The following is a 19172-nucleotide window of genomic DNA, read 5'->3' on the forward strand; positions in this document are numbered from 1 at the left end:
CTACCTCCCGGCACCGACAAGGCCGTCGAGCCGCTTGGCCATGACGACCACGCCCGGGCCCGTGTGTTCGTCCGCGGGGAGGCGGAGTTCGGCGACCGGGTGGAGGCCGGACTGTTCGATCAGGTGGACGAGTTGTTCCGGGCGCCACTGGTGGGTCGTCCAGCGGATGGAGTCGGTTCCGTACGCCTCGGTGCGCAGGATGTCCTCGTCGCCGACGTGGGTGGCGGCGATGAGGTGACCGCCCGGCTTCAGGGAACGCGCGAACATGCCGAGGACCTGCGGGAGCACCTCGCGGGGGAGGTTGAACAGCGACCACCAGCCGAGTACGCCGCCGAGGGACTCCTCGGCGAGGTCGAGTTCCGTGGCGGAGGCGACGTCGAAGCGGCACTTCGGGTACAGGCGGCGGGCGTTCTCGATCATGCGCGGGGAGAGGTCGACCCCGGACACGTCGAGTCCGCGCTCGGCGAGGTACGCGGTGACCGTTCCGGGTCCGCAGCCGACGTCGAGGACGGGGCCGAGCTGCCCCACGGTGTCGGCGAAGGCGTCGATCGACGCCTTGAGCCACGGGTGGCGGCGGATGTCCCCGATTCCCGTCGTCGTCACCATGTGGGCGTAGTTGTCCGCCACGCGGTCGTAGGACGCGCGGACCGTGTCGAGGTCCGCCGGGCGGTCGATGCTGTGGGCGCTCATCGGCCCATGCTAGGACGCCCCTGACCGCCGGGCCGCCCACCGTGTGGACCTTGTGGGGATCGGTGAAAGGTCTTGCACCGAAGCGGACGACGGAGGGGCGTCCCCGGGCCGTCCTGGCAGCCGGGCCCCGCTCGCCCGCGCGGTGTTCATCGCCCGATTCACCGTCAACCGGGGCGCACACTTGCCGCGTTGCCGACGTTTCGGGCACGGTTGCGCTCCTCTCCGGCGTTCTGGAACCCTCCGTTCGACTTATCTGACACACCGACAACGGAGGCAATCTCCCATGCCCTCACGGCGCATACGCCGCGCCTGGCTCACGGCGGCCGTCGCGGCCTCGCTCGCCGTCACCGGTCTCGTCGCTCCGGCCCAGGCCCAGGACGTCCCGACGGGCTCCTCGGACCCCACGGTCCAGGAGCCGCTCACGACCGTGGCCGCTCCCTCGGCCCTCACGGCCGCCGGCTGGACCTCGCCCGGCGGCACGGCCGATGCCGGTGACTTCACGATGTCGCCCGGCGCGCTGAACTCCGAGACCACCACGCGGGTCGCCCGCCTGGACTCCGTACTCCCCAAGTCCGGCGTGCAGAACCTCCTCGCGGGGGCGAACCGCACCGTGACGCCCTGGTGCTCCCGCGACCCGTTCGGCACCGCTCCCGACCCCGACATCAAGTACTGCCTGCAGAGCGACGACTCCACCTCGCCCGAGTGGATCCCGCAGGGATTCACCGGTGTCTCCGACGCCCAGGACGACGAGTTGTGGGGCACGGCCGGGAACATCCAGCTGTTCGCCTCGTACGACGGCTCGGACCCGGGCCGGGAGACCGACCCGGACCCGGCGACCGGCGACTGCACCGAGGCCGAGCTGGCGGCCGACGACGCCTGCAACCAGAAGGGCGTCCGGATCACCTTCGTGCAGAGCCGGACCAACCCGGCGACCGGCAGCCCCGAGATCAAGTACCGGCACGTCCTGCTGGGCTGGACGTACATCAACTCGGCGGACCACGTCTCCTTCGACGGGCTGCACGCCTCCGAGTACCCGATCCAGAAGGGCGTCCACGCCGGCGGCATCGTCTGGTACGGCAACTACCTGTACGTCGCCGACACCCGTAACGGCCTGCGCGTCTTCGACATGCGCTACATCATGGACCTGGACCCGGACGGCGACCCGAGCACGCACGACGCGATGGGCGCCGACACCGACGGGGTGAAGACCACCGCCGACGTGCAGGACAAGACGAAGGTCGGCCGGCACGACAACGTCTGGTACAGCTTCGGCTACCGGTACGTGATGCCGCAGGTCGCCGCGTGGAAGTTCAAGGCGGCGCAGGGCAACCCGGCGGGTTCGTACGCCTGCGTCCCCACCGGCGCCCCGAAGGCCTCGTACATCTCGCTGGACCGCAGCACCACCCCGGACCGTCTGATCATGGGTGAGTACTGCCGTCCGGCGCCCGGCTACCCGTCCACCGGCCGCGTCTCCTCGTTCGAGATCGCCGCCCTGGAGGGCCGCACCGCCGACGTCACCTCCGAGGGCTGGGCCAACTACCTGCCGTTGACCAACGGCGGCGCGCAGGGCGCGACCGTCCACGACGGCACCATGTACGTCAACGAGTCGAAGGGCACGGACGAGCCGGGCCAGCTCTGGCGCTACACCTGGGACGTCGACAAGAAGCTGACCGCGAACAACCGTCTGCCGATCAAGACCGCCCGGGGCGCCGAGGACCTCTACGTGGATCGCGGTACGGGCCGGCTGTGGTCCCTCTCCGAGCACCGCCCGGGGTCGGCGACCGACTGCACCGCGAACCGGGACGCGGCCGATCCGGTGGGCACGGACTACTGCCAGCGGGTGCTCTACGGACACAAGCTGAGCTGGCTCGACGGACAGCCGTAACCACGGGGACCCACCCCTGTCGTACCCGGACGGAGCGCCGTTCCGTCCGGGTACGGATACGGCCAAGTGGACGGTCGCGCTCCGAGCGCGCGGGGTGCTCCCTCCGAAATCGCCGTGGGGCCTGCCCTGGAGGGCGATCCGCAGAGGCCTACGCCCGTCGCTGTCGCAGAAGGATCGTCCCGCTGTCACAGTGCCGTCACACCGTCATCGTCGCCCCGTCGCACCCGCGGCCCGCACGATGGCCTGAAACCGTACGACTGAACGCCCCTTCCCCGAAACGCCGTTGATCACGCCTGTGTCGCCTCACATACTGCGCTGACCGACGGCGGGTGCTCTGACACCGCCGGCCGGATCCGACCACCCGACCTCGTCCCGAGCTCCTGGGGGAGACTTGCGCGCACACGTGCACAGAGCACGCGCCTTCACCGTCGCGGCGGCCACATCGGTGGCCCTCGTCGCAGGCATGACCGGCCCCGCGACGGCGATCGCCGTCCACGCGACGACCGCATCCGACACCGCCCACCGCGTCGACGGCACCGAGCGGATCCCGCTCGTCACCGGCGACCGCGTGGTGGTGAACGCCAAGGGCCGCATGGTGGGCTTCGAAGCCGCCAAGGGCCGTGAGCACATACCCGTACAGATAGAGCGCACCGGGGACCACACCCTCGTCGTGCCCGCCGACGCCCGGCGCCTGATCGCCACGGGCCGCCTCGACCAGCGGCTCTTCGACCTCGACGTGCTCACCGACCCCCGGCTGCGCAGGAGCCAGCGCGCCGGGCTCAAGCTGATCGTGCGGTACGAAGGGGCTGCCGGCGCCGCTCGCGCCGAGGTCCGCGCGGCCGGCGACACCCAGGTGCGGCGCACGTTCCCGACGATCAACGCCGATGCCGTCCGCACCTCCCCGGACGACGTCGCCCGGATCTGGGAGGCGCTGACCGACCGGCAGAACACCGGCGCCCGCATCGCCGCCTCCGGTATCTCCACGGTGTGGCTGGACGGGGTGCGCGGAGCGCGCCTGGACCGCAGCGTCCGGCAGATCGGCGCCGACAAGGCGTGGGAGTCCGGCTTCGACGGCACGGGCGTGAAGATCGCCGTCCTCGACACCGGCGTCGACAAGACCCACGCCGACCTGAAGACGCAGGTCGTCGCCGAGAAGAACTTCTCCGCCTCCGCCGACGCCGTGGACCGCGTCGGGCACGGCACGCACGTCGCGTCCATCGCCGCCGGCACCGGCGCCGCGTCCGGCGGCCGGTTCAAGGGGGTCGCGCCCGGCGCGAAGGTGATCAGCGGGAAGGTCCTCGACGACGAGGGGTACGGGGACGACTCCGCCGTCATCGCGGGCATGGAGTGGGCCGCAGCCGAAGGCGCGGACGTCGTCAACCTCAGCCTCGGCGGCCCCGACAGTCCCGGCACCGACCCGCTGGAGGCGACGGTCGACCGGCTCTCCGCCGAGAAGGGGATCCTGTTCGCGATCGCGGCGGGCAACGAGGGTGAGTCCGGTCCGTCGTCCGTCGGTTCGCCGGGCACCGCGGACGCCGCGCTGACCGTCGGCGCCGTCGACAAGGACGACCGGCTCGCGCCCTTCTCCAGCACCGGTCCGCGTGCCGGTGACGGCGCCGTCAAGCCGGACCTGACCGCGCCCGGCGTCGGCATCACCGCGGCCGCCGCCGCGGGCAGCATCATCGACACGCGCCCCGGCACGCCGCACCCCGCGCCGGGCTACCTCCAGATCGACGGCACCTCCATGGCCACCCCGCACGTCGCGGGCGCCGCCGCGATCCTCAAGCAGCGGCACCCCGACTGGAAGTCCGCCGAACTCAAGGGCGCGCTGACCGGCTCCGCCGAGGGCGGCGCCTACACCGCCTTCCAGCAGGGCACGGGGCGTGTCCAGGTCGACCGGGCGCTCGCCCAGAGCGTCGTCGCCGAGCCGGTGTCGCTGAACTTCGGTACGGCGCTCTGGCCGCACGCCGACGACAAGCCCGTGACGAAGAGGATCGCCTACCGCAACCTCGGGACCACGGACGTCACCCTCGACCTGTCGGTGTCCGCGCTCGACCCGTCGGGCAAGCCGGCTCCGGCCGGTTTCTTCGCGCTCGGCGCCTCGAAGGTGACCGTGCCCGCCGGCGGCACGGCCGAGGTCGACCTCGTCGCGGACACCCGGATCGGCGACGCCGACGGCTCCTACTCGGGTTACGTCACCGCCACCGGGGCGGGCCAGTCCGTCCGTACGGCCGCGGTGGCCGTACGGGAGGCGGAGTCGTACGACCTGACGGTCCGGACCCTCGGCCGCGACGGCGCCGACGCCCGGTACTTCGCCAACACCCTCACCGGTGTCGGCGGGCCCGCCACGGGCTTCCAGGCCCGCGTCGACAACGAGCCGGGTGCCCACACGATCCGGGTGCCCAAGGGCACGTACACGTTCAGCACGGCCGTCTACCAGGACCCGTCGGACTACGCCGCGGGCACCGACTGGGTCGCCCAGCCGAAGCTGGACGTCTCCGCCGACACCACGGTCGTCGCCGACGCCCGCACCACCAAGCCGGTCGACCTCACCGTGCCCGGCATCGACAAGGCCGACTACGCGGGGACGTACTACGAGGTCGGCTCCCCCCTCGGGCGCGTCGGCAACGGCTGGGTCCTGCGGGGCTTCACCGGCTTCCGCACCGCGCACCTGGGTCCGGCCGTCACCGACGGCTCCCTCCTGCAGACCTGGGACGCGCACTTCCTGAAGGGCGACACCAGCCAGTACTCGGTGGCCTTCGGCGGCAAGGTCGGCACGGTCGCGACGGGTTACACCCGGCACGTGAAGGCGGGCGAGTTCGCCACGCTCAAGGTCGGTCTCGGCGCCTCCGCCCCCGGGAAGACCGCGCTCGCCTCGCCGTACGCCCATCTGCCGGGTGCGCCGGAGGGCAACGGCTTCTCCGCGCGGCAGGCCGCGCCGGGCACGCGCACCTTCTACGTCTCCACCGCCGACGGCGCCCAGTGGCTGACCCGGTTCAACCAGCTGGGCGAGCCGGACCAGTGGGGCTACCCGGCCTTCGAGGGCGGGTACGAGATGGCCCGGCCGAAGCGCTACGAGGCCGGCCGGACGTACCGGGAGAACTTCAACACGGGTGTCTTCGGCCCGCTCCTGGGCGAGGGCACGGGTGTCTTCCGTACGGCTCCCGACCCGGCCACGGGCGAGCAGCAGCTCGTCGGCTCCGTGCCGCTGTTCGCGGACGGCAAGGGGCACCCGGGGTCCGTCCCGTACACCTCGGCCAGGACGACGCTGTACCGCGACGGCGTCAAGGTCGCCGAGAACGACGATCCGCTGACCGGCTCGCAGCCCTTCACCGTCGACGGCGGCGACGCCCGGTACCGGCTGACGACGTCCGTGGAGCGCGAGGCGAAGGTCGCCGCGGCCTCCACCCGGATCGAGGCCGGCTTCACCTTCCGCTCGAAGCAGGTCGCGGCCACCACGGCGCTGCCGGTGTCCACGGTCCGCTTCGCGGCCCCCGTCGACCTCTCCTCACGCCTCCCGGAGGGCACGACGGTCCTGGTCCCCGTGACCGTGCAGGGCGCGGCGGCCGGTGCGAACCTCGGGTCGCTCGCCGTGTCGGTGAGCTACGACGACGGGAAGACCTGGCAGTCCGTGAAGGTCGTCGGCGGTCTGATCTCCGTGAAGAGCCCGGCGAAGGACGCCGCGGTCTCGCTCTCCGCCGAGGTCAGGGACAAGCAGGGCAACACGTCGACGCTGACCGTCCACAACGCGTGGTTCGGCAAGTGACGACCGGCCGGTAACCGGTCGCGCCACTCGGCGGAGGGTCAGCAGGCCGGCCCTCCGCCGAGCACGCGTACGGCTTCCACGATCAGGTCCCAGAACGCGTCCGCGTCGACCTCCATGCCCACTTCCGTGTCGGCGGGCCGGTCGGTCACCCCGTGCAGGTCCACCACTGTCGCGCCCCGGGTGTGCGTGCCGTTCAGCTCCACCGTCACCGCGGCCCGCACCAGGCTGACGAGCGACGGGTTGATGAGGTGGGCGACGGTGAGCGGATCGTGCAGCGGGGGCGCGTCGAAGCCGTACACCTCGCGGTACGTGGACGCGAAGTAGGTCAGCAGGTCGACGCAGAGCCCGGCCAGCGGGGTGCCGAGCGCGGCGATCCGGGCGACGACCTCGGCGGTGGCCCGCACCTGGTGGGTCGCGTTGAGGCCGAACATCGTGACCGGCACACCGCTGCGGAAGACGATGTCGGCCGCTTCCGGATCGCACAGGATGTTGAACTCGGCCGCGGGCGTGGTGTTGCCGCGCTCCGTCGAGCCGCCCATGAGCACGATCCGCTCGATCCGCCCGGCGAGCTCGGGGTGGGCGAGGAGGAGGACCGCGATGTTGGTGAGCGGCCCGGTGGGCACGAGCGTCACCGGCGCCGGGTGCGCGAGGAGCGTGTCCCGGACGAGGGCGAGGGCGTTGCGCGGGTCCAGCGGCACGTCGGGCTCGCCGACGCCGAAGCCGGGGCCGTCCAGGCCGGAGTCGCCGTGGATGTTCTCGGCGATCCGGGGCGGGCCGTGCAGCGGGCGGTCGCGGCCCGCGGCGATCGGGACGCCCCGGATCCCGGCCACCGAGCAGACCCGGCGGGCGTTGAGCGTGGTCTTCTCCAGCGTCTGGTTGCCCGCGACGGTGGTGATCGCGAGCAGGTCGATCGCGGGGTGCGCGGCGGCCAGGAGGATGTTGAAGGCGTCGTCGTGACCGGGATCGCAGTCGAGAATCACGGGAACCGGCATGCCCTCACCGTGCCACATGCGGCGCGGTACGCGAAGACGCCACCGCCTTCCAGGCACGGTCGGCGGGCGCCGGATGCCACCTCGTCCACGGCGCACGGACCGACGGCGAAACCGGTCGTCGCGAGGCGAAGGGGCATCCGGACGGGGCTCAGCGCAACGGCCCGCCGCGATCGCTCTCCGCGCCCGTGCTCTCCCTGCGGGCGATCGCCAGGCCGACGGCTCCGACCAGGAGCAGGACGGCGACCGTGCCGAGGGTGAACGCCTCGAACGCCGCCCGGGACATGCCCCAGATGTCGTCGAAGGCGTACTCGATGCCGAAGAGCGCTTCCAGGGTTCCGGGGAAGAGCGCGCACCAGGAGCCGACGAGGATCCAGCCGTAGACGAGGGCCGCGCAGGTCATGAAACCGCGGTCGCCGAAGGGGACCCGGTAGGGACGTACGACCTCGGGCCGGCGCAGCCGGAGGAGGACGAGCGCGGGGACGATGACGAGGTACGACAGCAGCAGGGTGGTGACCGCCACGGTGAGGACCACGGCGAACACGGCACCCGCGTCGCCTTCCGCGACCCGCATGGCCACGATCATGAAGACGGTGGCCACCGCTCCGGAGAGCAGGTTGGTGCGGACGGGCGTGCCGAGACGCGGATGGAAGGCGCCGAGCCTGCGGGTGAAGGAGCCGCCGTCGGCGGCGGCCATCGCCTGCATGCGGTCGCTGACGATCATCCACGCGCTGCCCTGGGTGAGGAGGGCGAAGACGAACATGACGGCGGTGAGCGTCAGGAGCGGGCCGGCCGCGCCGCCGTAGATGCCGAACACGAGGCGGGCGCCTTCCATGAAGCCGCCGATGCCGGTGACCTGGTGGGCGGGGACGACGGCGAGCAGCGCCAGGACCGGCAGCAGGTAGCAGCAGGCTGCGACGGACGCGGAACGTCCGAGGGCGGCGGGCACGTCGCGCTGCGGGTCGTGCATCTCCTCGCCGGCCGCGTTGGGGGCCTCGAAGCCGACGTACGCGAAGAGGAGGATCGGCACGAGGGCGAGGAAGCCGGCCGTGGTCGGGGTGAAGTGGGCGTCGGTGAGTCCGTGGAAGCCGTGTTCGAGCCCGTAGAGCAGCGCGGTCGCGGTGAACACCGCGAGGGTGAGGACCTTCACCGCGGCACCGAGGGTGGTGATCCATTTGCCGCGGCGCAGGGAGACGACGGCGGTGAGGATCGCGGTCCACACGAACAGCAGCTTGAACGTGTAGTCGGCGAAGGTGCCCGAGCCCAGGTGGAAGACGAAGCCGTCCCAGGTCTCGGCGGCGAGGAAGACCAGGGAACCGCCCAGCCAGATCGGGTTGGTCACCCAGTACAGCAGGGTGGTGAGCGCGGCCGCCGAGCGGCCGAGGGTGAGCTTGACCCAGACGTACGGGCCGCCCTCCTGCGGGAACGCCGCGCCGGTCTCGGCGAACAGCAGGGCGTACGGGACGAGGAAGAAGAGCGCGAGGGCCGCCGTCCAGGTGGCGGCCTCGCCGCCGCCGGTGGCGATCTGCCCCACGGTGTCGAAGGAGATGACGGCGGCGATGCCCAGGGCGGTGATGTCGAGGCGCTTCAGGCTGCGCCGCAGGCCGGACGTGGTGTGGGGGGCACGCGAGTCGGTGGCGGGGAGAGGGGAGGACACGGGCAGTTCCTAGCGGGGAGAGGGGTACTGCGAGCAGGCGCGCGCGAGCGCGGTGACGGAGTGGCGTCCGTGTCGGGGAGGCCCGGCGGGGCACCGGGCCTCCCGGGCGTCGTCAGGCGGGGCGGATCTCACCGGTGGGATCGGTGCGCTCCAGGACACCGCGCAGTGCGGTGGCCACTTCCTTGGCCTCGGTCTCCGTCATGACGAGCGGCGGGGACAGGACCAGGCTGTGGGCGGAGTCGCGGACGATCACGCCGGCCTCGCGGCGGATGACGTCGTGCGGCATCCGGGCCGGGTCGAGGGGCAGGGGTGCGCGGGTGGTGCGGTCCTGGACCAGTTCGACGGCCAGCATCATGCCGACGGAGCGGATCTCGCCGACGATCGGCAGATCGCCCAGCTGTGCCTTCAGTTCGTCGTGGAGGAAGGAGCCCAGGCTCGTGGCGCGGGCGAGCAGCCCTTCCCGCTCGATGATGTCGAGGTTGGCGGTGGCGACGGCCGTGGCGACGGGGTGGCCGTTGTACGTGTAGCCCATGGGGAAGCCGTGGTCGCGCAGGAGCACCTCGGCGAGCCGGTCGCTCACGAGGAGCGCGCCGAGCGGGACGTAGCCGGAGGTGATGCCCTTGGCGGTGACGATGATGTCCGGGGTGACGTCGAAGTACTGGGCGGCGAACCACTCCCCGACCCGGCCGTACGCGGTGACGACCTCGTCGAAGACGAGCAGGATGCCGTGCCGGTCGAGGACCTCGCGCACCCGGGGCCAGTAGTCGGCCGGCGGGACGAGCATGCCGCCGACGCCCATGATGGGCTCGCCGATCATCGCGGCGATGTTCTTCGGCCCGATCTCGGCGATGCGCTCCTCGAGTTCGCGGATGAGGAAGTCGGTGACCTGCTCGGGGCCGAGCGGCTCGTCGCCGTACAGCTCGCTGCGGTACGGCCACGGGGGCGTGAGGTGGGAGACGTGCGGCATCATCGGGGCGAAGCCCTCGTGGTAGACGGGGAAGCCGGTGGCCGAGCCGCCTCCGTAGCCGATGCCGTGGTAGGCCTTGCTGCGCGCGAGGATCCAGGTCCGGCTGCCCTCGCCGCGCCGGTGGTGGTAGTAGCGGGCCATCTTGATGGCGGCCTCGTTGCCCTCGGAGCCGCCCGAGGTGAAGTAGACGTGGTTGAGCGGCTCGGGGGCGATGTCGGCGAGGCGGGCGGCGAGCTTGATGGCCGGCTCGTTGGAGAACTCCCAGAAGCTGGTGAAGTACTCCAGCTTCTTCATCTGCTCGTGGGCGATGTCGGCCACCTCCTCGCGGCCGTGTCCGATCTGGGCGAGCCAGAGGCCGCCGGTGGCGTCGAGGTAGTCGCGGCCCTCGGTGTCGGTGAGCCGGCAGCCGGAACCGGAGGCCATGATCACGCGCTCGGTGGCGGTGCCCGGCAGGTAGGGGTGGATGATGTGCGCCCGGTCGAGGCGGATCAGGTCTGCGGTGTCGCTGGTCATGGTGGTGAGTCCCTTGCTGGGGTGAGGGTGGGGGGTCGGTTCGGGTGCCGCGCCGGCGGGGTCAGCCGTACGCGATCCAGGTCGTCTTCAGGCCGGTGTACTTGTCGAAGGAGTGCAGGGAGAGGTCACGGCCGTGGCCGGACTGCTTGAACCCGCCGAAGGGGGTGTACGGGCTGAGCGCGTCGACCGTGTTCACGGACACGGTCCCGGCGCGCAGGGCGTCGGCCACGCGGTGGGCGCGGCCGAGGTCCCGGGTCCACAGGGAGGCGGCGAGACCGTAGGCGGAGTCGTTGGCGAGGTGGACCGCCTCGGCCTCGTCCCGGAAGGGGAGCACCGTGAGGACGGGACCGAAGAGTTCCTCCCGGACGAGCGGGGCGTCGGGGCCGAGGCCGGTGACGACCGTGGGGTCGAGGTAGGCGCCGTCCCGGTCGGGTCGCGTGTCGCCGCAGACGACGGTTCCGCCGGATGACCGCACGGCTGAGAGGACGCGTTCGACCTGGGCCTCGTCGACGAGCGGTCCGAGTCGGGTCGCGGGGTCGAGGGGGTCGCCCGGCAGCCAGGTGCGGGCGTGCTCCGCGACGCGGGCCGTGAACTCCTCGGCGACGGAGGCCTCGACGAGGAGGCGGGTGTTCGCGGAGCACACCTGACCGGCGTTGTAGACGAAGCCCCAGGCCGCGCGCTCCGCCGCCGCGTCCAGGTCGGCGTCGGCGAAGACCACGTTGGGGCTCTTGCCGCCGGCCTCGGGCCAGACCTGCTTCATGTTGGACTCGGCGGAGTAGGCGAGGAAGCGCTTGGCCACGGCGGTGGACCCGGTGAAGACGAGGGTGTCGACGTCCGGGTGGAGTCCGAGCGCCCGCCCGGTGGTCTCCCCCGGCCCGGGGACGACGTTCAGCACGCCGTCGGGCAGGCCGGCCTCCGCGGCGAGCTCCGCGAGGAGCAGGGCGGAGAGCGGGGACTGCTCGGCGGGCTTCAGTACGACGCTGTTGCCCGCGGCCAGGGCGGGTGCCAGCTTCCAGCTCGCGAGGTCGAGGGGGAAGTTCCAGGGCACCACCGCGCCCACGACCCCGAGCGGGGCGCGGCGGACGAGGGCGAGGTTGCCGGGCGGGGTCGGGGCGGCCTCGTCGTAGAGCTTGTCGACGGCCTCGGCGTACCAGGTGAAGACGCCGGCCGCGCCGGGGACGTCGGTGCCGTGGGACTCGGCGATGGGCTTGCCCATGTCGAGGGTGTCGCAGAGGGCGAGCTCCTCGCCGTGCTCCTCGATGAGGCGGGCGAGGGCGAGCAGGACCCGCCTGCGCTCCGCGGGCGCGGTGCGCGACCAGCGGCCGTCCTCGAAGGAGGTGCGGGCCGCGGCGACGGCCCGGTCGACGTCCGCGGCGGAGCCGGCCGCGACCTGGGCGGTGGTCTTGCCGGTCGCGGGGTTCACGGTCGGGAGCCAGTGGTCCTCGACGGGGTCGGTCCACGCTCCGTCGATGAACAGGCGGGTGCGTGGGGTGAGGTCGGCGGCGCGCTGCCGCCAGTGGGCGTACGTCTGCATGGTGTGGCCTTCGATCGCGTCGTGGGACGTCTGCGAGCCGGTGCCCGTTCGGGGGACGGGGGAGGTGCGGCCCGGGCTGTGTGCGGGGGCGGCGGAGAGGGAGAGGAGCTCGGCGGGGATCGTCCGCACCGACTTCTTTGAGTTGGGATTCAAACAATTGGTGAAGCAGCCGTCAATGCTCTGGGCGAGAACTTCTTGCACAACCTGATCCAGGCATCAGAGAATGGGTGCCATGAGGAAAGCAGGCAGACCACGCGACCAGACGGCACGCCGAGAGGCCCTGGTCACCGCAGCGGGGCGGGCCATCGCGGAGCGCGGCCTCGAAGCCCTGCGCATCAAGGACATCGCGGAGGCCGCGGGCGTCTCCCAGGGCTCGGTGCTGTACTACTACCCCGAGCTCGACGACCTCGTCCTGGAGGTGCACCGGGGCGCCGTGGAGAGCTACCTGGCCACCCGGCAGCAGGCCTACGACGAGGCTCCCGTCGACGATCCGGCCGCGCGGCTGCGGGCCCTGCTGAACAGCGGTCTGCCGAGCATGGCGGACGACCCGCTCCACGGGCTGCTCTACGAACTGCACCGGCGTGCGGGCCGCAGCCCCGGGCACGCCGAGCTGATGGCCTCGCTCTTCGCCCGGGAGGTCGCGCTCTACACCACCGCCCTCGCGGTGGGCGCCGCGACCGGCGGGTTCACGCTCGCCGCGGCGGCGCCGGACCTGGCGCACGGACTGGTGGCCCTGGAGGACGGCTACGGACTGCACATCGTCAGCCGCAACGCCGCCCTGCGCCCCGACCGGGCCCGTGAGCTGATCCTGGCCCACGCCCGGGCGGTGACGGGCCGCGCCGATCTGTGAGGCCTCAGGCCCCCGCGGGCCTGCCGGCGATCTCTCTCAGCAGGTCCATGACCGCCCGGGCGCGGGCGGTCTGGGTCATGCTGCGCACCGAGGCGATCTTGACGTCGAGCGGCGGTCCGCCGTCCCGGAGCCGGAGCTCGGCGACCTCTCCGCCGCCGTACGTCTGACTGGTCGCCGGCCGCTGGTTGAGCACCGAGTAGCCGAGCCCGCGGGCCACCAGGGAGCGCACGGTCTCGTAGCTGCCGGTGCGGTAGCGCACGTCGGGCGCGGTGCCGGTGGCGGCCACCAAGGAGCGGAAGTAGTCGCGGCTGTGGGGCAGGTCGAGGAGGACCAGCGGCTCCGCGGACAGCTCGGCGAGCTCGACGCCGTCCCGTCCCGCCAGCGGGTGGTCGGCCGCGACGATGACGTACGCCGGGGCGCGGGCGACCGTCTCGCCGTCCAGGTCCGGCTCGGCCGCGAGACCGAGGTCGTACGTGAGCGCGAAGTCGACCCGTCCCGCCGTGAGGGCCTGGACGAGCTGGTCCGCCTCCGCCTCCACGACGTCCAGCTCGATGCCCGGATGGCGTCGGGTGCACTCGCTGAACAGGGCCGGCAGGTAGTGGGGCGCCAGCGTCACGAAGCAGCCGACGGCCACCGGCCCGGAGAGGGACTCGCCTCCTCCCCTGGCCTCCTCCGCGACCTCCCGGGCGCGGGCGAGGAGTTCTTCCGCCTGCTGCCGGAGCCGCTCCCCCGCGGGTGTGAGGGTCAGGCCCCGGCCCCGCCGGCGGATGAAGAGCTGGACCCGGAGGTCCTGCTCCAGGTTGTGGACGGCCGTGGACACGGCGGACTGCGCGATGTGCAGCTCCGCCGCCGCCTCCGTCATCGAGCCGCGTTCGGCGGCGACGAGGAAGTAGCGGAGCTGGACGAGTGTGAAACCCACTGGTGACGTCATGCGTGGCCCTCGTGCCTGGTGGTCCGGTCGCCTCCGACCCTATGCGGCACCGGCCGGGATGCCGTCAGAGGGCGGGCAGACCGGTGAGGGCCGCGGGGCTGAGGAGCGCGTCGAGTTCCGTCTCGGTCAGCAGCGCCCTCTCGCGTACGAGGTCGAGCGCGGGCCTGCCGGTGTGGTGGGCCTCGACCGCGAGCGCGCAGGCGGTCTCGTAGCCGAGCGCGGGACCGAGCGCGGTGACGAGCCCGGTGGAGGCGGCGACGGTCTCGGCGAGCCGTTCGCGGTTGGCGGTGATGCCCCGCACGCAGTGTTCGGCGAGGACGCCGATGCCCGCGGTGAGGTGGTCGAGGCCGGCGCTCAGACTGCGGTGGATGACCGGCCCGAAGGCGTTGAGCTGGAGCTGGCCGCCCTCGGCGGCGAGGGTGACGGTCACGTCGTTGCCGATGACCTCGAAGGCGATCTGGTTGACCGCCTCCGGGATCACGGGATTGACCTTGCCGGGCATGATGGACGAACCGGCCTGACGTGCGGGCAGGTTGATCTCTCCGAGTCCGGCCTGCGGTCCCGAGGAGAGCAGACGCAGGTCGTTGCAGATCTTGGACAGCTTCACGGCGACGCGCTTGAGCACCCCGGACAGGTGCACGAAGACGCCGACGTCCTGGGTGGCCTCCACGAGGTCGGGCGAGGACACGAGCGTCGGGATCCCGGTCAGCCGTCTGAGCTCCGCCACCGCTCGCTCCCGGTAGCCCGGGCGGGCGTTGAGGCCGGTGCCGATCGCCGTACCGCCGAGGCCGAGCTCGTGCAGCAGCGGTCTGACCTCGGCGAGCCGCTGCTCGTCCTCGGCGAGGGTGGCGGCGTACGCCCCGAACTCCTGGCCCAGCGTCATGGGCACGGCGTCCTGGAGCTGGGTGCGTCCCATCTTCAGGACGTCGGCGAACTCGGCGGCCTTGTCCTCGAAGGCGCCGCGCAACCCGGCCAGGGCCGCGAGCAGTTCGACGACGTGCGCGTCCAGGGCCAGCTTCAGGGCGGTCGGACAGACGTCGTTGGTGCTCTGGCCGAGGTTGACGTGGTCGAGCGGGTGCAGCACCGCGTACTCCCCGCGGGAGCGGCCGAGGAGTTCCAGGGCGCGGTTGGCGATCACCTCGTTGGCGTTCATGTTCGTCGACGTGCCCGCGCCGCCTTGGATCAGGTCGACCACGAACTGGTCGTGGAGCGCCCCGTCACGGATCTCTGCGCAGGCGTCCGCGATCGCCGAGGCGAGCGTGGTGTCCAGGGCACCGACCTCGGCGTTGGCCCGGGCCGCGGCGCTCTTGACCGCCGCCAGGGCGCCGATCATGTGCGGGCGGGAGGCGAGGGTCTCCCCGGTGAGGGGGAAGTTGGCCAGCGCCCGCGCGGTGTGCGCCCCGTAGTAGGCGTCCGCCGGGACGTCGACGTCGCCGAGCATGTCGTGCTCCGTCCGGTGCCCGTGGTCCGGCGGCACGGGGCGGCGGGGGTCGGATGTCGGGGTCATCGGGGTCCTTCGATCGGTCGGGGAGGGCAGGCTCGGTCCACGCCGGTCCAGGCCAGGGCGATCGCCCCGTCCAGCAGGGCCCGCTCCGCCGTGCCGCCCACGCAGTACGCGGCGAACTCGTGCTGGTGGTTGGTGGCGGGCAGGGAGCCGATGCCGATGTACGGGTGGATGGCCGGCACGACCTGGGAGACGTTGCCCATGTCGGTGGAGGCCCGGTTCATCCGTGCGGCCTGGCCGGACGGTGCGAACTCCCGGCCCAGGGCGAGGGCGTTCGTCCGGTAGTGGCCGAGGGCGGTCTCGTCGGCGCGGAACTCCGCGTACGGCTTGCTCTCCGGCTCGATGCGGAGTTCGCAGCCCGTCGCGAGGGCGCCGGCCTCGAAGGCCCGCAGGACGCGTGGTTCCAGTGCGGCGAGTTCGGCGAGCGTCTCGGCCCGTACGTACCACCGTCCGGTCGTCCGTTCCGGGATGGCGTTCGGGGCGTCCCCGGCATGGGTCACCACGCCGTGCACCCGGGCCGAGGCGGGCAGTTGCTGGCGGAGCAGGCCGATCGCGACCTGGGCCACGGTGAAGGCGTCGGCCGCGTTGACCCCGGCTTCCGGATAGGCCGCGGCGTGCGCGGACTTCCCGGTGTAGGTGATCTTGGAGTGGCTGACCGCGAAGGGGCGGGCCTCGGCGACGTCGACCGGCGCCGGATGCACCATCATCGCGAGGTCGACCCCGGCGAAGGCGCCCCGGTCCAGCAGCTCGATCTTCCCGCCGCCGCCCTCCTCGGCCGGGGTGCCGTAGACCTCGACGGTGAGACCCGCGTCGTCGGCGACGGCCGCGAGGCCGAGCGCGGCCCCGACGGAACTCGCCGCGATGAGGTTGTGCCCGCAAGCGTGCCCGAGGCCGGGCAGCGCGTCGTACTCGGCGCACAGGGCGATCCGTACGGGCCCGCTGCCGAACCGGGCGTGGAACGCCGTCTCCAACCCCAGGTAGGACGAGGTGATGTCGAATCCGGCCCGGTCCAGGAGCTCCGGCACTGCGGCTGCGGCCCGGTGCTCCTCCCAGGCGGTCTCCGGGTCGGCATGCAGGCGCTCGGAGAGGCCGACGAGCTCTTCGGCACGGCGACGGACCGCCTGCCGGGCCGCTTGCTTCGTGTCCGCTGTCACAGGTCCCCCGGGACGCCGTACGAGGGGGCGGAGGCGGGGTCGAGTCCGCGCCGCACGTAGTCGTCGCGCTGCGGCAGCCAGACGTCGAGGAGTTCGCCGAGCCGGTCGACGGGGTCGTCGGCCCAGTCCACCCGCAGATCGGTCACCCGCCAGTCGACGTCCGCGACGACCGCGAGGCCCGCGGAGTGCACCGGCCCCTCCTCACCACCGGCCGCGACGGCGGCCCGGAGGGCGGCGAGGAGACGCTCTTCGAGTTCTCCGGTGGCGGCGGCGTAGGCGTCGAGGAGCACGCCGGGGATGTGCGTGCCGGACAGCATGTTGCCGGCGGCCACCGCGCCGTCCGCGGTGGCCGAGGCGTACGTGCCGAGCGTCCGCGCGCCGCTGTGGGCGAAGCCGGGACCGGAGCGGCCGAGCACGGTCAGCTGCCGGTACGCGATCGTCGTGGCGTTGACAGCGGCACCGGTGACCTCGGCCAGGGCGCGTTCCGGGTCCGCGTGCTCCGCGAGGCCCGCGAGGAGGCTCGTGCCGAGCGTGGGGTCGGTGATGTTCTGCGAGGCCGCCGCGCCGACGCCGGGGCGCAGGTGGGCGACCCGGGCGAAGACCGCCGGACTCGACGAGCTCGCCACGACGCCGAACCGCGCACCGTCGCGTACGAGGAGGGAGAAGGTCATGCCGATCCCTCCTGCGGGATCACGGCGATCGCGTCGATCTCGCACAGCCACTCCGGCCGGGCGAGCGCGGAGACGACCAGACCGGTGGAGATGGGGTGCACGCCCTTGGTCCAGCGGCCGACGGTGCGGTACACCGCCTCGCGGTAGCGCGGATCGATCAGGTAGATCGTCAGCTTGACCAGGTGCTCCATCCGGCTGCCCGCCTCTTCGAGCAGCATCTTGATGTTGGCCATGGCCCGCTCGGCCTGGGCCTCGGCGTCGCCGGTGCCCACGGACTCGCTGGTGTCGAGGTCCTGGCCGATCTGGCCCCGGACGTACACGGTGTTTCCGGCGACGACGGCCTGGCAGAGGTCGTTGTCGAGGTTCTGCTCGGGATAGGTCACGCGGGTGTTGAACGGACGGATACGGGTGTGCCCGCCGGCGACGATCGGGGCCTTGGGGTTCGTGGAGGTCATGATCCGCTCCTCAGTTCTTCCGGTCGGTGGGGTCGTACGCGAGATAGCCGCGCTGCCGTGCGATGTGGTCGGCGACGTACCGGGCGTCGTGCCAGACGCCCCAGATGAAGCTCGACCCGCGGCGGGACAGCCAGGGCAGGCCCAGGAAGTACACGCCGGGCTCGACGGAGACACCGCGCCGCTGGTCCGGCCGGCCGTCCGCGTCGAACGCGTCGACGTCGAGCCAGCCGTAGTCGCTCGCGAAGCCCGTCGCCCACACGACGGAGGTGACACCGGCCTCGGCGAGGTCCAGCTCCAGACGGGGGCTCGTCACGCACTCCGGGTCCGGCCCGAGGACGTGGGCCTCCGGCTCCTCGGGGAGGTCGAGGCCGTTGCGCTCGACGTACGCGTCGGCGGCCCGGAGGAACTCCAGGTACTGGGCGTCGCCGAAGGCGATGTTCGCGGCGAGGTCCGGCGCGAAGCGCAGCACGCCGTCGTCGTAGGACCTGGTCAGGCCGACGAGTTCGATGCCGGAGGCGGCCAGGTCCCGGAAGTCCACGGTGTGACCGCCGCGTGCGCCGCTGACCGCGATGGTGACGTGCTCGGCTCCCTGGGGAGGGGTCTGCGCGTCCCAGATCCCGAGCACACCGAGCCACCAGCAGAAGTCACGTCCGCGGTACGCGCGGGGCGGACGGTCGTGCGGGCCGACGGAGAGGAACACCCGGCGCCCGGAGCGGCGCAGTTCGTCGGCGATCTGGACCCCGGAGGATCCGGCCCCGACGACGAGGACCGCGCCCTCGGGCAGCTGCTCCGGGTTGCGGTAGCCGCTGGAGTGGATCTGCGCGGGGACGGCGCCGTCCGGCACGACGGGCGGGATCACGGGCCGCTGGAACGCCCCGGTCGCGGCCACGACGAAGCGCGCGTCGATCGTGCCCTCCGGCGTCTCGACGCGGAATCCGGGCCGGCGGGCGAGCCTGCGCACCGAGGTCACCTCGACACCGCTGCGGACGGGGGCGCCGATCTTCTCGGCGTACGCGACGAAGTAGTCGGCGACCTGCTCCTTCGACGCGAAGGCGTCGGGGGCGACGTCGGCGAGTTCCAGGCCGGGGAAACGGTCGTGCCACGCGGGCCCGTTCGCGACCAGGGAGTCCCAGCGTTCGGAGCGCCACCGCTCGGCGATCCGGTGCCGCTCCAGGACGAGGTGCGGGATGCCGTGGGCGCCCAGGTGCTCGCTCATCGCGACGCCCGCCTGGCCCGCCCCGACGACGACTACTTCGGTCTCTTCATGCGGCATGTGTGCCTCCGCTCTCGTGGACTGTGCAACCGCACGGCCCATCCTTGGAGCGGCCCGTGGAACTGTCCAACAGATGTTTTCGTTGACAGTCATCTGATGAGGAGATGCACGCAGCTCGGGCGGCTCTTGACCTCGGTGATCGCCGGGCATTAATTTGCAGCCTCGACCCATGACGACCGAGAGGAGGCGACCGGCGGATGAACACCAGCTCCGATCTGAGTCGCCTCGCCCACACCACGGTCTGGGTTCCGGGTCGCATCGCCCACGGCTGCTGACGAAGCCGTTCCGCCGTGCCCGTCCGCGGGCACGCCCCCGGTTTCCCCGGTTCCCCTT

General features: G+C 72.4%; 14 protein-coding genes. 3 read left to right on the top strand and 11 right to left on the bottom strand.

What is annotated here, in order from left to right; translation table 11 throughout:
- Window positions 1-690 (bottom strand): class I SAM-dependent methyltransferase, encoded by a 690-nt coding sequence (locus ACFYX3_RS09220; protein ID WP_389010119.1) that lies wholly within the window; start codon window positions 688-690, stop codon window positions 1-3.
- 283 nt (window positions 691-973) lie between these two features.
- Between ACFYX3_RS09220 and ACFYX3_RS09225 the strand changes: the two genes are divergently transcribed.
- Together ACFYX3_RS09225 and ACFYX3_RS09230 are read left to right on the top strand one after the other, a co-directional pair.
- Window positions 974-2575: a hypothetical protein gene (locus ACFYX3_RS09225; RefSeq protein ID WP_389010122.1), complete on the top strand. Its 1602-nt coding sequence runs from the start codon at window positions 974-976 to the stop codon at window positions 2573-2575.
- Window positions 2576-2978: 403 nt separating this feature from the next.
- Window positions 2979-6341 carry a S8 family serine peptidase gene (locus ACFYX3_RS09230; RefSeq protein ID WP_389010124.1) on the top strand — a complete coding sequence of 1121 codons (3363 nt, stop codon included), beginning with the start codon at window positions 2979-2981 and terminating at the stop codon, window positions 6339-6341.
- Between the two features lie 38 nt (window positions 6342-6379).
- Here ACFYX3_RS09230 and ACFYX3_RS09235 read toward each other — a convergent pair whose 3' ends face one another.
- The 4 genes from ACFYX3_RS09235 to ACFYX3_RS09250 form a co-directional block, all read right to left on the bottom strand.
- A complete protein-coding gene (locus tag ACFYX3_RS09235; RefSeq protein WP_389010127.1) occupies window positions 6380-7333 on the bottom strand; it encodes a nucleoside hydrolase in 954 nt (317 codons plus the stop codon).
- A gap of 148 nt (window positions 7334-7481) precedes the next feature.
- Window positions 7482-8987, bottom strand: a complete 1506-nt coding sequence (locus ACFYX3_RS09240) for an APC family permease (protein WP_389010130.1) — start codon at window positions 8985-8987, stop codon at window positions 7482-7484.
- Window positions 8988-9099: 112 nt separating this feature from the next.
- A complete protein-coding gene (locus ACFYX3_RS09245; RefSeq protein ID WP_389010133.1) occupies window positions 9100-10467 on the bottom strand; it encodes an aspartate aminotransferase family protein in 1368 nt (455 codons plus the stop codon).
- Window positions 10468-10528: 61 nt separating this feature from the next.
- Window positions 10529-12001: an aldehyde dehydrogenase family protein gene (locus ACFYX3_RS09250; RefSeq protein ID WP_389010543.1), complete on the bottom strand. Its 1473-nt coding sequence runs from the start codon at window positions 11999-12001 to the stop codon at window positions 10529-10531.
- A gap of 232 nt (window positions 12002-12233) precedes the next feature.
- On the opposite strand from ACFYX3_RS09250, the gene ACFYX3_RS09255 reads away from it, so the two are divergent.
- Window positions 12234-12851, top strand: coding sequence for a TetR/AcrR family transcriptional regulator (locus ACFYX3_RS09255; RefSeq protein ID WP_389010136.1), 618 nt, complete (start codon window positions 12234-12236; stop codon window positions 12849-12851).
- A 4-nt stretch (window positions 12852-12855) separates the two neighbouring features.
- Here the strand turns inward: ACFYX3_RS09255 and ACFYX3_RS09260 are convergent, their stop codons facing one another.
- The 6 genes from ACFYX3_RS09260 to ACFYX3_RS09285 form a co-directional block, all read right to left on the bottom strand.
- Window positions 12856-13782: a LysR family transcriptional regulator gene (locus ACFYX3_RS09260; RefSeq protein WP_376588972.1), complete on the bottom strand. Its 927-nt coding sequence runs from the start codon at window positions 13780-13782 to the stop codon at window positions 12856-12858.
- Window positions 13783-13846: 64 nt separating this feature from the next.
- Window positions 13847-15289: an aspartate ammonia-lyase gene (locus ACFYX3_RS09265; protein ID WP_389010139.1), complete on the bottom strand. Its 1443-nt coding sequence runs from the start codon at window positions 15287-15289 to the stop codon at window positions 13847-13849.
- Window positions 15286-16440 carry a M20 family metallopeptidase gene (locus ACFYX3_RS09270; RefSeq protein ID WP_389010142.1) on the bottom strand — a complete coding sequence of 385 codons (1155 nt, stop codon included), beginning with the start codon at window positions 16438-16440 and terminating at the stop codon, window positions 15286-15288. The genes ACFYX3_RS09265 and ACFYX3_RS09270 overlap by 4 nt, the downstream gene beginning before the upstream one ends.
- Window positions 16437-17111: a DUF1028 domain-containing protein gene (locus ACFYX3_RS09275; protein WP_389010145.1), complete on the bottom strand. Its 675-nt coding sequence runs from the start codon at window positions 17109-17111 to the stop codon at window positions 16437-16439. Before ACFYX3_RS09275 ends, ACFYX3_RS09270 begins: the two co-directional genes overlap by 4 nt.
- Window positions 17108-17566 carry a RidA family protein gene (locus ACFYX3_RS09280; protein WP_376588980.1) on the bottom strand — a complete coding sequence of 153 codons (459 nt, stop codon included), beginning with the start codon at window positions 17564-17566 and terminating at the stop codon, window positions 17108-17110. Before ACFYX3_RS09280 ends, ACFYX3_RS09275 begins: the two co-directional genes overlap by 4 nt.
- Window positions 17567-17576: 10 nt before the next feature.
- Window positions 17577-18839, bottom strand: a complete 1263-nt coding sequence (locus tag ACFYX3_RS09285; RefSeq protein ID WP_389010148.1) for a flavin-containing monooxygenase — start codon at window positions 18837-18839, stop codon at window positions 17577-17579.
- Window positions 18840-19172 lie beyond the last annotated feature (333 nt).

The organism is Streptomyces sp. NPDC002463, assembly GCF_042889835.1.
GTDB lineage: Bacteria > Actinomycetota > Actinomycetes > Streptomycetales > Streptomycetaceae > Streptomyces > Streptomyces nymphaeiformis.

What these genes read in the sequence shown, in the direction of transcription:
- ACFYX3_RS09220 (WP_389010119.1), bottom strand. Translation starts at nt 690, where the DNA reads ATGAGCGCCCACAGCATCGACCGCCCGGCGGACCTCGACACGGTCCGC.
- ACFYX3_RS09225 (WP_389010122.1), top strand. Translation starts at nt 974, where the DNA reads ATGCCCTCACGGCGCATACGCCGCGCCTGGCTCACGGCGGCCGTCGCG.
- ACFYX3_RS09235 (WP_389010127.1), bottom strand. Translation starts at nt 7,333, where the DNA reads ATGCCGGTTCCCGTGATTCTCGACTGCGATCCCGGTCACGACGACGCC.
- ACFYX3_RS09245 (WP_389010133.1), bottom strand. Translation starts at nt 10,467, where the DNA reads ATGACCAGCGACACCGCAGACCTGATCCGCCTCGACCGGGCGCACATC.
- ACFYX3_RS09250 (WP_389010543.1), bottom strand. Translation starts at nt 12,001, where the DNA reads ATGCAGACGTACGCCCACTGGCGGCAGCGCGCCGCCGACCTCACCCCA.
- ACFYX3_RS09255 (WP_389010136.1), top strand. Translation starts at nt 12,234, where the DNA reads ATGAGGAAAGCAGGCAGACCACGCGACCAGACGGCACGCCGAGAGGCC.
- ACFYX3_RS09260 (WP_376588972.1), bottom strand. Translation starts at nt 13,782, where the DNA reads ATGACGTCACCAGTGGGTTTCACACTCGTCCAGCTCCGCTACTTCCTC.
- ACFYX3_RS09265 (WP_389010139.1), bottom strand. Translation starts at nt 15,289, where the DNA reads ATGACCCCGACATCCGACCCCCGCCGCCCCGTGCCGCCGGACCACGGG.
- ACFYX3_RS09275 (WP_389010145.1), bottom strand. Translation starts at nt 17,111, where the DNA reads ATGACCTTCTCCCTCCTCGTACGCGACGGTGCGCGGTTCGGCGTCGTG.
- ACFYX3_RS09280 (WP_376588980.1), bottom strand. Translation starts at nt 17,566, where the DNA reads ATGACCTCCACGAACCCCAAGGCCCCGATCGTCGCCGGCGGGCACACC.
- ACFYX3_RS09285 (WP_389010148.1), bottom strand. Translation starts at nt 18,839, where the DNA reads ATGCCGCATGAAGAGACCGAAGTAGTCGTCGTCGGGGCGGGCCAGGCG.